At 72.4% G+C, this 13,161-nt stretch carries 8 protein-coding genes and 1 pseudogene; 2 read left to right on the plus strand and 7 right to left on the minus strand.

Annotation, left to right across the window (positions count from 1 at the left end):
- Together BG452_RS47130 and BG452_RS18310 are read left to right on the plus strand one after the other, a co-directional pair.
- The coding region (locus tag BG452_RS47130) for an FtsK/SpoIIIE domain-containing protein (RefSeq protein WP_262986021.1) at positions 1 to 1,994 on the plus strand (1,994 nt) is incomplete at its 5' end.
- A gap of 390 nt (positions 1,995 to 2,384) precedes the next feature.
- Positions 2,385 to 3,206, plus strand: coding sequence for a hypothetical protein (locus BG452_RS18310; RefSeq protein WP_188305396.1), 822 nt, complete (start codon positions 2,385 to 2,387; stop codon positions 3,204 to 3,206).
- A gap of 5 nt (positions 3,207 to 3,211) precedes the next feature.
- Here the strand turns inward: BG452_RS18310 and BG452_RS47135 are convergent, their stop codons facing one another.
- The 7 genes and pseudogenes from BG452_RS47135 to BG452_RS18340 all read right to left on the minus strand — a co-directional run.
- On the minus strand, positions 3,212 to 3,337 hold the full coding sequence (locus BG452_RS47135; protein WP_262986022.1) for a hypothetical protein: 126 nt from the start codon (positions 3,335 to 3,337) through the stop codon (positions 3,212 to 3,214).
- A 104-nt stretch (positions 3,338 to 3,441) separates the two neighbouring features.
- Complete coding sequence (locus BG452_RS18315; RefSeq protein WP_188305397.1) at positions 3,442 to 4,269, minus strand: hypothetical protein; 828 nt, start codon at positions 4,267 to 4,269, stop codon at positions 3,442 to 3,444.
- Positions 4,270 to 4,469: 200 nt separating this feature from the next.
- A complete protein-coding gene (locus BG452_RS18320) occupies positions 4,470 to 9,416 on the minus strand; it encodes an NAD-glutamate dehydrogenase (protein ID WP_188305398.1) in 4,947 nt (1,648 codons plus the stop codon).
- Between the two features lie 286 nt (positions 9,417 to 9,702).
- Entirely contained in the window at positions 9,703 to 11,328 is a 1,626-nt protein-coding gene (gene pruA, locus BG452_RS18325) for an L-glutamate gamma-semialdehyde dehydrogenase (protein WP_188305401.1), read from the minus strand.
- Positions 11,329 to 11,576: 248 nt separating this feature from the next.
- Entirely contained in the window at positions 11,577 to 12,233 is a 657-nt protein-coding gene (locus tag BG452_RS18330; protein WP_188305399.1) for an HAD family hydrolase, read from the minus strand.
- An 84-nt stretch (positions 12,234 to 12,317) separates the two neighbouring features.
- Positions 12,318 to 12,827, minus strand: a complete 510-nt coding sequence (locus BG452_RS18335; RefSeq protein ID WP_188305400.1) for a DUF6912 family protein — start codon at positions 12,825 to 12,827, stop codon at positions 12,318 to 12,320.
- A gap of 138 nt (positions 12,828 to 12,965) precedes the next feature.
- Positions 12,966 to 13,161 (minus strand): annotated as a pseudogene (locus BG452_RS18340) (patatin); the annotation flags it as partial.

The raw sequence follows: 13,161 nt of genomic DNA on the forward strand, positions 1-13,161 counted from the left end.
AACGCTGGCCCGACCTCGCCACCGTGCTGCTCAACGCCGTCGGCCCCGGCCCCCGACTGTGGGAACGCGGCCCCGGCCACCCCGACGCGCTCACCCTGCGCCTGGGCACCGCCGACCGCCCCGGCGGCGCCGGCACCACCCCCGGCACCATGCTGTCCGCCGTCCCCGTCACCCTCGACCTCCAGACCGCCGGCAGCCTCGGCCTCAGCGGCCCGCGCGAACGCCTCGACGCGCTCACCCGCGCCGTCGTCGCCCAGCTCGCCGCGCTCCACCCGCCGACCGGACTGAGCCTGGTCGTGGTCGACGCCGACCCGGCCCGCAGCCCCGAGGAACGCGTCGACACCTGGGCCTGGGCCCTGTGGCTGCCCCACCTGCGCCCCGTCGACGGCCAGGACTGCCGACTCCTCCTCGGCCTCGACGACGACCAGGCCACCGCCCGGCTCACCGAACTCACCGCCCGGCTCAGCGGCCCCAGCGGCCTCGGCGGGCACCCCGCCACCGTGGTCGTGGTGGACGGCCGCCCAGCCACCGAGGCCGCCCGGCAGGCCCTCGACCTGCTGCTCCGCCAGGGCCCGGCGGTCGGCATCTTCCCGATCTGCCTCGCCGAACAGCCCGAACTGCTCCCCCGGGGCCTCGGCGCCACCGGCCTGATCACCGGCGAGGTCGGCACCCAGCTCTCCCTGGACCGCCCGGTCGCCCGCGGCCGGGAGACCCTGCACGAAGTCTCGCTGGACGCCGTCTCCGACGCCTGGGCCGAACGGCTGGCCCGCGTCCTCGCCCCGCTGCGCGAGGCCGCGCCTGCCTCCCGCGGCCCGCTGCCGGACGCGCTGCGACTGCTCGACCTGCTCCAGCTCGACACCGTCACCCCGGCCAAGCTGTCCGCCCGCTGGGCCGCCCACGCGGGCGGCATCGGCGCCGCCACCGCGCTGCTCGGCACCACCCGGGACGAGCTGTGCACCCTCGACCTGGCCGACCCCGAACTCACCCTGCCCTCCCCCGACCCGGGCGGCCCGCACCTGCTGATCGGCGGCGCCCGCGGCTCCGGCAAGACCGAACTGCTGCGCACCCTGGTCGCCTCGCTCGCCGTCTCGGAACGGCCCGAGCGCCTCGCCGTCACCATCATCGAGGGCCGGGCGACCGGCGACGGCCAGGACGGCCTGGACGGCTGCACCGAACTGCCGCACGTCACCGGCCGGGTGAACGCCGCCGCCGACCCACGCGCCGCGCTCCTCGCGGCCGAGGCTCTGGAGGACGAACTCGCCCTGCGCGAGCGGCTGTTCGACGGGCTGGACTTCGCCTCCTGGCACGCCACCCGCATCTTGGACGGGCACAGCTTGGACGGGCACGGCCTGGACCGGCAGGGCCTCGACGGCCGCAACCCCGTCCCGGTGCCCGCCACCGTGGGCGCCGGGCCGGCGGGGGTGCCCCGGATCATCCCGCCACGCAGCGCCGAGGGCCCCCGCCCCACGCCCGCCGCCCCGGGCCCCGTCCCGGCCCGGCTGGTCGTCGTCGTCGACGACTACGACGCCCTGCTCTCCCCCACCTCCCCGGTCGGCCGCCCGCTGGCCCGCGCGCTCGCCGCCGTCGCCCGACGCGGCGGCCCGCTCGGCGTCCACCTCGCGGTCGCCACCGGCCGTCCGGAGGAGAGCGCCGGCACCGAGGTGGACGAGGCCGCCCTGCTGCGGATCGCCCTGCGCACCGACGACCCGGCCGACTCCGACCTGCTGATCCACCTCGGCGACGCGGCCGCCCTCCCCGAGGACACCCCCGGCCGTGGCTACCTGCGCCGGCCGGACGGCGGCGTCACCGCCTTCCAGACCGCCCGGATCAGCGGCCGCATCCCCCGCACCGCCACCCTGCGCCCCACCGTGGTCGCGATAGACCCCCTCCAACTCGGCGCCCCACCCGCCCGTCGCCCGGTCCGCGAACTCGGCAACGGCCCCACCGACCTCGCCCTCCTCGCCAGCGCCCTCCAACGCGCCGCCGCCCGCTGAGCGCCACCCCGTCGCACTGCGGAGCAGTCAGGAATGGACGAGAACGGGCGGCCCGGCCGATCACAGCCGGGCCGCCCGAACCAGAACCGGGCCCCGCCTCCTGTTCTGCGCAGGAAGTCGGCCCGGCCGTCCAGTCCGGCCGGGCTGACGGCCGCTTCCGCGCGATGCTCTCCGCGACCGAGCCGCACTGCCGTAACCCCCACGTGCGCGAACTCCTGGACCGCGCCCGCCCCATGGCGACCGGCCGCCGGGTCCGACCAGCTGCGGATTTCGCGGACGCTTGGCACTCCGCGTAGTTGATGTGCTACTTTCCGCATCATCAACAGAACATAGAAGACCCCGGCGGTGGTGGAACACCCCGGGGTCCAGCACCAGGAGCTACCACTCCCAATGCAGATTCATCGTAGCGCCCATGCGCGCTCTTTCACCGTGCTTCCCAACGGCCTGTTGCAGGACCGTCGGCTCAGTTACACCGCCCGAGGCCTGCTCGCCGATCTGCTCTCCCGCCCGAACGGGTGGCGCGAGGACGGCCGGCAGATGGCCGACGCCAGCATCCAGGGGCGGGGCGCCGTCCGCCGCGCACTCAAGGAGCTGAAGGACGCCGGGTACTACCGCGTCGACACCGTACGGATGGCCGACGGCACCGTCCGCTCCGAGGCCCACGTCTTCGACACCCCGCAGCCGGCACCGGTTGTCCCCCGCCCGGCCTCCGGTGACCGGGGATCCGGCCGCGCTGTCACCCCTCCCGTAAAGGACCCGGGAGAAGAACCCACCCTCCCGGATGAACGAACCCGCGCAGCCGTGGCCACGCTGTTCCGGGTGGTCCGGCCCGAACCGCGTCTGCGCCTCGGCGAGGCCGAGGCGCAGACGCTGGCTCCCCTCGTCGCCCGGTGGCTGGAACAGGGCTGCAGCGAAGCCGAGTTGGCCCATGCGCTGCTTCCCGGACTGCCGCAGCCGATGCACTCCCCGGCCGCCATCCTCCGCGATCGCCTGCAACGCAAGTTCCCGCCCGTACGGCCGGTGGCCCCGTCGGCCTCCTACGCCGAGTGCGGGCGCTGCCACGATCCGGTGCCGCAACCCGGGATCTGCCGCCCCTGCGCGGGCCTCAGCACCAGAACCGTCGCCGTCGGCACGGGGGCCGCCACCACCCCCGGCGGCGTGGCCCGCGCCCGCGCGGCGCTGCGCGGGCGGGGGCGACTCGTCACGGCGTAGGCCGGTCAGCCCTTGGGGAGGTCGCCCTTGTGGTCCACCACCGCCCGCTGCTGGATGGCGCTGAAGGACAGGACGTCGCCGCGCTTGGCCTGGCCGCTGTCCCTCAATCGGCCCCGCTGTGACAGTTCCACACCCCCACCTGTCCGCTCATCACACCGGGTTCCCCAGTACCGGAAACCAGCGGGCCCCGACGAACCGGAGGGTTCGTCGGGGCCCGGGGCGGACCGTCAGCCGGTCAGACGCACTTGATGTCGCGGTTCGCCACGGCCATCCCGGCGACCTTGCCGCCGTCCACGGTGAACTCCCACTTCCAGCCCTGCTGCCCCTCGACCGGCAACTCGTACTTGCCGCTCTTGGCCAGCTGGAGGCCCTTGGCGCCGTACGCCTGCTGGAGGTCGTCCAGGGTGGAGCCGGCGCCGATGCCCTCGGCGGTCTTCGCCTCGGCCGGGGCGACCAGCTCGCGCAGGCCGGTGGCGGCGAAGGAGACCCGGCCGGTGGCCAGGAACGCCTTGTCCCTGGCCTCGCGGGCCACCCACATGTCCGCGATGGACTGGGTGGCGTCGGCCATCAGCTTGGCGGTGGCGGCCGAGTCCTTGGCCCCGGCGGCCGAGCCGGCCGCGGCAGCGGCGGCGTCCTTGGCGGAGGCGCCGGGCGGCAGGGTGCCGGCCGGGGCGGGTGCCTTGCCCGCCGCCGCGTCCGCCTTGGCGTTGAGGTCCTTGTAGCGGGCCTCGGTGGCCGCCTCGGCGTCCATCCGGGTCTTGTCGGGCGCGGGGCCGCCCTGGTAGACGAAGTCGGTGCAGCCGTCGAGCAGTGAGACCGGAGCGGCCTCCAGCGCGCCGGTGGCCAGCCCTGCGTCCTTCGCCATCAGCGGCTTCAGCCCGCGATAGCCGGCCGCCGCGAAGGCCTCCGGCCCCTTGCTGCTGGGCGCGGCCGAGGTCGCCGCCGTGGCGCCCGCCTTCGCGTCCTTCTTGTCGTCGTTGCCGCAGGCCGCCGCTCCGGCGACCAGCAGCACCACCGAGACGCCCACGCCCACCGCGCGGACCGGTCCCCGGTTCTTCCCCATGTCGTTCCCCCCAGAAGTTCGTTCGCGATCACCGTACCGAAGGCGCGCCCACGACCCACAATCGGTTTTCCGGGGGTACGCGGAAGGGCCCGCATCCTCAGACGCGGGCCCTTCCGAACAACTTTCCAACTGCCTTCCGAACAAACCGTTCGAGCAACCCCACGAACAGCCTGATGAACAGCCTGACGAACAGCCGTCCGTCAGCGCATCGAGCCGGTGCGCAGCAGGGTGCGGATGACGCGCATCGCGACCGAGAGGCTGGACAGCTCGAAGTTGTCCGAACCCCTTATGTCGTCGAGGGTGGCCTTGGCGCGGTTCAGCAGGGTGGAGTTGAGGTCCGCCCAGGCGTTGTAGCGCTCCTCGGGGGTGGCGCCCTCGGGGCCGCAGGCCAGGATGTCGGCGGTCAGCGCCGCGTGCGCCGCGAAGAGGTCCTCGCGGATCGCGGCCCGGGCCATCGACGACCAGCGGTCGGTGCGGGGCAGGTCGATGATGCGGTCGAGCAGGTGCGAGATCTGCAGGCGGTCGCCCAGGTCGTAGTACAGCTCGGCGACCTCGGCGACGTCCTTGCCGGAGCGGTCCGCGACCTCGGTGATGTCCAGGGTCGGGAAGACGGAGGACAGCCCGGCGATCCGGGTGACCAGCTCGTCCGGCACGCCGGCCGCGGCGAGCTCGCCCTGGATCTTCTCGAACCAGGCGAGGTCCTCGCCGCGCAGCGGCTTGGGCAGCGAGCCCCAGACCTGGTGGACCCGGTCGTGGAAGAACTCGATGGTGCCGGCGATGTCGAGCGGCTGGCGGCGGTTGTTGAGCATCCACCGGGTGGCGCGCTCGACCAGGCGCCGCGAGTGCAGCCGCATCTTGGTCTGGATCCGGGCCGGGACCTTGTTGTCCAGGCCCTCGATCTCGGCCCAGATCTCCTCCAGGCCGAAGACGGCCCGCGCGGCGGTGTGCGTCCGGGCGATCTCCTCGTAGGTCGCGCCGGTCTCCTCCTTCAGGCGGAAGGCGAAGGTGCAACCACCGCGGTTGATCGTGTCGTTGACGATCAGCGTGGTGATGATCTCGCGGCGCAGCGCGTGGTTGTCGATCGCGTCGGCGAACCTCGCCCGCAGCGCGCTCGGGAAGTACTCGTGCAGCGCGGTGCGGAAGTACGGGTCGTCCGGCAGGTCGGTGGCCAGCAGCTCCTCGGCCAGGATGATCTTGGTGTAGGCGAGCAGGACGGACATCTCCGGCTGCGACAGGCCGCGGCCGCTCTGCTGGCGCTCACGGATCTGGCGCTCGGCGGGCAGGAACTCCAGCCCGCGGTCGAGCTGGCCGGCCCGCTCGAAGCGGTTGATCATCCGCGCGTGGACGTTGACCATGCTGTGCGCCTGGGCGACGGCGTTGGCCAGCACCACGTTCTGCGCGTAGTTGTTGCGCAGCACCAGGCGGCCGACCTCGTCGGTCATCTCGGCGAGCAGGGCGTTGCGCTGCTTGACCGTCATGTCGCCCTCGGCGACGACCTGGTTGAGCAGGATCTTGATGTTGACCTCGTGGTCCGAGGTGTCCACACCCGCCGAGTTGTCGATGGCGTCGGTGTTGATCCAGCCGCCGGTGCGCTCGGGGCCGCCGGTGGCCGCGTACTCGATGCGGCCGAGCTGGGTGCAGCCGAGGTTGCCGCCCTCGCCGATGACCCGGGCCCGGACCTGCTCGCCGTTGACCCGGATGGCGTCGTTGGCCTTGTCCCCGACCTCGGCGTTGGTCTCGGTGGAGGCCTTGACGTAGGTGCCGATGCCGCCGTTCCAGAACAGGTCGACCGGCGCCTGGAGGATCGCCTTCATCAGCTCGGCCGGGGTCAGGCGGGTCTCCTGGATGCCCAGCGCGGCCCGGACCGACGCGCTGACCTGGATCGACTTGGCACTGCGCGGGAAGACCCCGCCGCCGGCCGAGATCAGCGACTTGTCGTAGTCGTCCCAGGAGCTGCGCGGCAGGTCGAACAGCCGGCGGCGCTCGGCGTACGAGACGGCCGCGTCCGGGTTCGGGTCCAGGAAGATGTGGCGGTGGTCGAAGGCCGCGACCAGCCGGATGTGCTCGCTGAGCAGCATGCCGTTGCCGAAGACGTCGCCGGACATGTCGCCGATGCCGACGACGGTGAAGTCCTCGGACTGGGTGTCGACGCCGAGTTCGCGGAAGTTGCGCTTGACCGACTCCCAGGCGCCGCGGGCGGTGATGCCCATGCCCTTGTGGTCGTAGCCGGCCGAGCCGCCGGAGGCGAAGGCGTCGCCCAGCCAGAAGCCGTACGACTCCGCGACGCCGTTGGCGATGTCGGAGAAGGTCGCGGTGCCCTTGTCGGCGGCGACGACCAGGTAGGTGTCGTCCTCGTCGTGGCGGACCACGTCGGCCGGGTGGACGACCTCGCCGGCCACCAGGTTGTCGGTGATGTCGAGCAGCGCCGAGATGAAGGTCTTGTACGAGGAGATGCCCTCGGCCAGCCAGGCGTCGCGGTCCACCGACGGGTCCGGCAGCTGCTTGGCGACGAAGCCGCCCTTGGCGCCGACCGGGACGATGACGGTGTTCTTGACCATCTGGGCCTTGACCAGGCCGAGGATCTCGGTGCGGAAGTCCTCGCGCCGGTCGGACCAGCGCAGACCGCCGCGGGCGACCTTGCCGAAGCGCAGGTGCACGCCCTCGACCTGCGGCGAGTAGACCCAGATCTCGAACGCCGGGCGCGGGGCCGGGAGGTCCGGGATGGCCTTCGGGTCGAACTTCATCGACACGTAGGAGTGCCACTCGCCGGTGCCGTCGTGCTGGAAGAAGTTGGTCCGCAGGGTGGCCTTGATGAGGTGCAGGAAGGAGCGCAGGATGCGGTCCTCGTCCAGCGAGACGACCTCGTCGAGCGCGCCGGCCAGCTCCTCCAGGATGCCCTCGGTCAGCTCGGCGGCGCCCAGCTGGTGGCTCGGGCTCAGCCGGGCCTCGAACAGGTTGACCAGCAGCCGGGTGGTGTGGGTGTTGTTGCGGAGCGCGTCCTCCATGTAGTCCTGGGAGAACGTGGAGCCCGCCTGGCGCAGGTACTTGGCGTACGCGCGCAGCACCATCGCCTGGCGCCAGTTCAGCCCGGCGGTGAGGACCAGCTCGTTGAAGCCGTCGTTCTCGGCCTTGCCGGTCCAGGTCGCCGCGAAGGTCTCCTGGAAGCGCTCGCGGGCCTCGTCGGTGAGCTCGGTGGCCTCGCGCAGCTTCAGGCCGAAGTCGTACACCCACGCGGTGGTGCCGTCGGAGCGGCGCAGCGCGTACGGGTGCTCGTCCAGCACCTCGACGCCCAGGCGCTGCAGGACGGGCAGGACCTCGCTGAGCGAGATCGGGCCGCCGACCCGGTAGATCTTGAAGCGGCGCTCGTCGTCGCCCGCGCCGACCGGCTGGTACAGGTTCAGGCGGAAGTCGCCCTCGCCGTGCAGCGCCTCGATCTGCTTGATGTCCGAGACGGCGGTGCGCGGCGGGAAGTCGGCGCGGTAGCCGTCGGGGAAGGCGTTGGCGTACTTGTGGCCGAGCTCGGCGGCCTTCTCCTCGCCCAGTTCGGTGTGCAGCTGGTCGTGGAAGCCGTCCATCCAGAACCGGGCGGCCTCGGCCAGCCGGTTCTCGATCCGCTCGATGTCGGAGTCGGTGAGCCGGGGCAGTTCGGTGCCCGGGGCGACCCGGACCACGAAGTGCAGACGGGTCAGCACCGACTCGGTGGCGTACACCGTGTAGTCGATGGTGGCGCCGTTCAGCTCTTCCTTGAGGATGTCGGTGAGCAGCAGCCGGATGCGCGTGGTGTAGCGGTCGCGCGGCAGGTAGATGAAGGCGGAGAAGTAGCGCCCGTACTCGTCCTGGCGCAGGAAGAGGCGCAGCTTACGGCGCTCCTGCAGGTAGAGCACGCTGGTGGCGATGGAGAGCAGCTCGCCGGCCGAGGTCTGGAAGATCTCGTCGCGCGGGAAGGTCTCCATGATCTGCAGCAGGTCGCGGCCGTCGTGGCTCTCGCTGGAGAAGCCGGAGTCGTCCAGCACCTCCTCGACCTTGCGGCGCACGACCGGGATGCGGGTGACCGACTCGGTGTAGGCGGCGGAGGAGAACAGGCCGAGGAAGCGGCGCTCGCCGGTCGGCTCGCCGGCGGCGTTGAACTTCTTGACGCCGACGTAGTCCAGGTAGGCCGGGCGGTGCACGGTGGAGCGGCTGTTGGCCTTGGTGAGGACCAGCAGCTTCTTCTCGTGGGCCTTGGCGCGGACCGGGGCGGAGAGCCGGCCGAAGGCCTCGGAGACCGAGTGGTGGCGGTCGTCGTGGCTGTGCGGGTCGGAGCGCAGGATGCCCAGGCCCGTCCCGGCGACGGCCTTGAGGACCTCTTCGCCCTCGTGCTCGACCAGGTCGTACTCGCGGTAGCCGAGGAAGGTGAAGTGGTCGTCGGCGAGCCAGCGCATCAGCTCCCAGGCCTCGCCGACCTCCTGCTCGGCCAGGCCGGCCGGGGGCTCCTCGGCCAGCTCGTCGGCCAGGCGCAGCGAGCTGTCGCGCATCTTGCCCCAGTCCTCGACGACCTCGCGGACGTCGCCGAGCACGCGGCGCAGGTTGGTCTCGATGCTGTGGAGGTCGTCGCGGTCGGTCTCGCGGTCGATCTCGATGTGCATCCACGACTCGACAGTCGCGTCGGCGGGCCACTCGGTGCCGGCGGCCTGGCTGCGGGCGCAGGCGTCGACGTCCAGGATCTCCAGCAGCTTGCCGGTGATGTCACGGCGGACGACCAGCTGGGGGTGGATCACGATGTGGATCGCGCGGTCCTGGCGGGACAGCTCGTTGGTGACGGAGTCGACCAGGAAGGGCATGTCGTCGGTGACGACCTCGACCACGGTGTGGCCGCAGGACCAGCCGTTCTCCTCCACCGAGGGGGTCTGGACCCGCACCTCGGCGGTGCCCTGGGGGCGCTTGAGGCCCAGGCGGTAGTGGGAGGCGGCCGCGCCGTACACGTCGACCGGGTCGCGGTCGACCAGGTCCTCGGGCGCGGTGTGCAGGTAGTAGTGGTGCAGGTACGCGGTCAGAGCGCCGTTGCTCAGACCCTCCCCAGGCGCCGCTCCCCCCACCTGGCTGTTCTCAGCGGCTACGGCTGCCTTCTTGAGCAGTTCGGCCTTGGCTGCGTCCAGCTTGGTCTGCATGACTTCTTGGCTCCTGTCGCGCGCCGTTGCGTGACTCGGTGGTGTGTGGGTGTACACCGACGGGTCGCTCGCAATCCTGCCGCACCGTCCGACTGAAAGGGGCTCATGGCACGCATGAAACGCCCTCCCAGCGGGTAGGACGTTTCGTTCGTCCTGCAAGCCACCCGACGACGTCAGCCAGCCTAACCGGATCAATCGAAGGTGCACAGGGACAGGGAGGCGCAATCCCGCAGGATGTCGGGTCCGTCCTGGACACCATGTCCAAACCGGAGTGCCATGTTCGCTTTCAGCCCATATGCGGGTAACCGTGCCGGGTCGGCGGGACGAAGGTCTCCTTGATCGCCCGGGCCGAGGTCCAGCGCAGCAGGTTCTGCGCGGCGCCCGCCTTGTCGTTGGTCCCGGACGCCCGGGAGCCGCCGAAGGGCTGCTGGCCGACGACGGCACCGGTCGGCTTGTCGTTGATGTAGAAGTTCCCGGCGGTGAAGCGCAGCGCCTCCACCGCCTGGGCGATGGCGTAACGGTCCTGGGCGATCACCGCGCCGGTCAGGCCGTACGGGGCGCCCGAGTCGACCCGGCCGAGCACGTCGTCCCAGCGGGAGTCCTCGTAGACGTGGACGGCCAGGATCGGGCCGAAGTACTCGGTGCGGAAGATCTCGCCCCGGTGGTCGGAGGAGACCAGCACGGTCGGCCGGACGAACCAGCCGATCGCGTCGTCGTACTGGCCGCCGGCCACCAGTTCGACGGTCGGATCCGCCTTCGCCCGCTCGATCGCGATCCGGTTCCGCTCGAAGGCCCGCTGGTCGATCAGGGCGCCCATGAAGTTCGACAGGTCGGTGACGTCGCCCACCGTCAGGGCGTCCACCTCGGCCAGGAAGTCGTCCTTGATCTTCAGCCAGAGGCTGCGCGGCAGGTAGGCGCGGGAGAGCGCCGAGCACTTCTGGCCCTGGTACTCGAAGGCCCCGCGGATCATCGCGGTCCGCAGGATCTCCGGGTCCGCCGAGCGGTGGGCCAGCAGGAAGTCCTTGCCGCCGGTCTCCCCGACGATCCTCGGGTACGTCCGGTAGCCGCCGATGTTCGCGCCGATCGTCTGCCAGAGCGACTGGAAGGTCGCGGTCGAGCCGGTGAAGTGCAGCCCGGCGAAGGCCGGGTCGGCGAGCGCCACCGGGGAGACCTGAAGGCCGTCGCCGGTGACCAGGTTGATCACCCCGGGCGGCAGACCGGCCGCCTCCAGCAGCCGCATCAGGTGGTACGCGGCCAGGGTCTGGGTCGGCGCGGGCTTCCAGACCACGGTGTTGCCCATCAGCGCAGGGGCGGTGGGCAGGTTGCCGGCGATCGCGGTGAAGTTGAACGGGGTGACCGCGTAGACGAAACCTTCCAGCGGGCGGTGGTCGACCCGGTTCCACACCCCCGGGGAGGAGATCGGCTGCTCCGCCAGGACCTGCCGGGCGAACCCGACGTTGAACCGCCAGAAGTCGATCAGCTCGCAGGCGGAGTCGATCTCGGCCTGCTGCGCGGTCTTGGACTGGCCCAGCATCGTCGCCGCGTTGAGCGTCTCCCGCCACGGCCCGGCCAGCAGGTCGGCGGCGCGCAGGAAGACCGCCGCCCGGTCGTCGAAGGAGAGCGAGCGCCACTGCCGCCCGGCCGCCAGCGCCGCGTCCACCGCCAGCCGGGCGTCCTCCCGGGTGGCGTTGCCGAGCACACCCAGCTTGGCCGCGTGGTGGTGCGGCTGGACGACGTCGATCCGCTCGCCGCTGCCGAAGCGCTGCTCGCCGCCGATGGTCATCGGCAGCGGGATCTGCTCGGCGGCCAGCTCGTCCAGCCGCCGGACCAGCCGGTCCCGCTCCGGGCTGCCGGGCGCGTACCCGCGCACCGGCTCGTTGACCGGGGTCGGCACCTCGGTGACTGCGTCGATGGGCATGGCGGCTCCGTCCTGGCGGCGGCTCGGGTTCGGGCCGGGGGGTGCGGGCTGGGGTTCGGGCTGAGGTGTCGGGCTCGGGCTCGGGTTGGGCTCAGGCTCGGGCTCGGGTTGGGCTCGGGCTCGGGCTCGGGCTCGGGCTGGGGTTCGACACCAGCCTGACCAGGCCCGGACCGATCCGCCCGTCCAGACACGCCAACGGCGGACGTGGCGCCCGCCACGTCCGCCGTTCGGGACGGCCCGGCTCAGCCCGCCAGCCGGCCCGCCAGCTCGACCGCCTCGGCCAGGCTGTCCACCACCGGGACACCGACCGGCTCCAGCTTCTCCCGGGTGTGCGAGCCGCCGGTGTACAGCACCGCGTGGGCCCCCGCGTGCAGCGCCGCCAGGGCGTCGTCCGCCGCGTCGCCGATCAGCACCGTACGGGCCGGGTCGACCCACTCGCCGAGCTCGGCCAGGTGCCGTGTCAGCTGCTCCGCCTTCTGACCGCCGGACGGGCCGCTGCGGCCGTCCACCCGCAGGAAGCTGCCGGTCAGGCCGAAGGAGTCGACCAGCGGCACCAGCTTGTCGTGCACGTACATCGACAGCAGCGACTGGCTGTGCCCGGCCTCCCGCCAGCCCGCCAACAGCTCGGGCACGCCCTCGGTCAGGCCACAGGTCGGGCTGAGCTCGCGGTAGCGGTCCTGGAAGGCGTCGTCCAGCCGCAGCCACTCCTCCTCGGAGGGCATCCGGCCAAGCAGACGCTCGTAGAAGCGGGGGATCGGGATCTCGTACTGCTCCCGGTACTCCTGCATGGTCATCGGGCCGACGCCGATGGTCGCGAACGCGGCGTTGCTCGCGCCGAGGACCGCGTCCATGTCGTGGAAGAGGGTGCCGTTCCAGTCCCAAACGATGTGAGTGCGCACGGGATCAAACGGTAACCCGAACGGCCGACACGCCGGTAGGACGATCCTCACCCCGGCGGGCCGGGCCGCGCCCGGACTGCGGTCTCAGGCCAGCAGCGCGGGGATCTCCTGGGTCGCGTACCAGAGCAGGTCGTGGTCCTCCGCGCCGTCCACGGTGAACTGGGCGTCCTGGTCGCCCGCGTCGGCCGCGGTCACCGCCGCCACCGCCGCCGCGACGTCCTCGACCACCTCGTCATCGGCCACGTCGGCGTGCACCGAGGCGGCCTTCGCCAGCTTCACCGGGCCGGCCAGCACCACCCGGCCGAGCGAGGCCTGGTCCTGGTACTCGTCGCCGGGGAAGGGCCGCACCGCCGAGTCGGCCACGTCCAGCGCCACCACGACGCGCCGGCGCGGGGAGTCGGGGTCGGCCGCCAGCAGCCGCAGCGAGGACTGCGCGGCCCGGTTCAACGCCGCGTACTCCAGCTCCTCCAGGTCGTCACTCACGTACCACTCGCGCAGTGCGGGCGTCACGGCGTACGCGGCGGACTGCTCCAGGGCGCCGCCCTCGTGCGCCGCCGCCAGGCCGGTCAGGGTGGTGGGCACGTACACGCGCATCGGTGGCACTCTCCGGTTCGTCCAGCGGGGGTTCGTCCAGCAGGGAGTTCGTCCAGCGGGACGGTCGTCCAACGGGGTGGTCGTCCAACGGCACAGCATCCAGCGCCCCAAGAATAAGCGCCGCCGGGCCGCCCGTGATCACCTCGGGCCGGGCCCGCGCCCGGCGCCCAGCGCCTCCCGGCTGCTCCGCAGGGCGCTCTCCAGCACCTCGCCGCGGCGGGCCGGGTCCATCAGGTTCGGGCCCATCACCGCCAGGTCGGCCAGGTTCGGCGCGAGCAGCCGCACCCGGACGCCCTCGGCCCGCAGCAGCGCGGCCTCGCGCAGCAGCTGCCGG

Source organism: Streptomyces sp. CBMA123 (genome assembly GCF_014596465.1).
Classification (GTDB): Bacteria; Actinomycetota; Actinomycetes; order Streptomycetales; family Streptomycetaceae; genus Kitasatospora.

Coding starts and splice junctions, on each gene's coding strand:
- BG452_RS18335 (WP_188305400.1), bottom strand. CDS start 12,827: ATGCGCGTGTACGTGCCCACCACCCTGACCGGCCTGGCGGCGGCGCAC.
- BG452_RS18320 (WP_188305398.1), bottom strand. CDS start 9,416: ATGCAGACCAAGCTGGACGCAGCCAAGGCCGAACTGCTCAAGAAGGCA.
- BG452_RS18315 (WP_188305397.1), bottom strand. CDS start 4,269: ATGGGGAAGAACCGGGGACCGGTCCGCGCGGTGGGCGTGGGCGTCTCG.
- BG452_RS18310 (WP_188305396.1), top strand. CDS start 2,385: ATGCAGATTCATCGTAGCGCCCATGCGCGCTCTTTCACCGTGCTTCCC.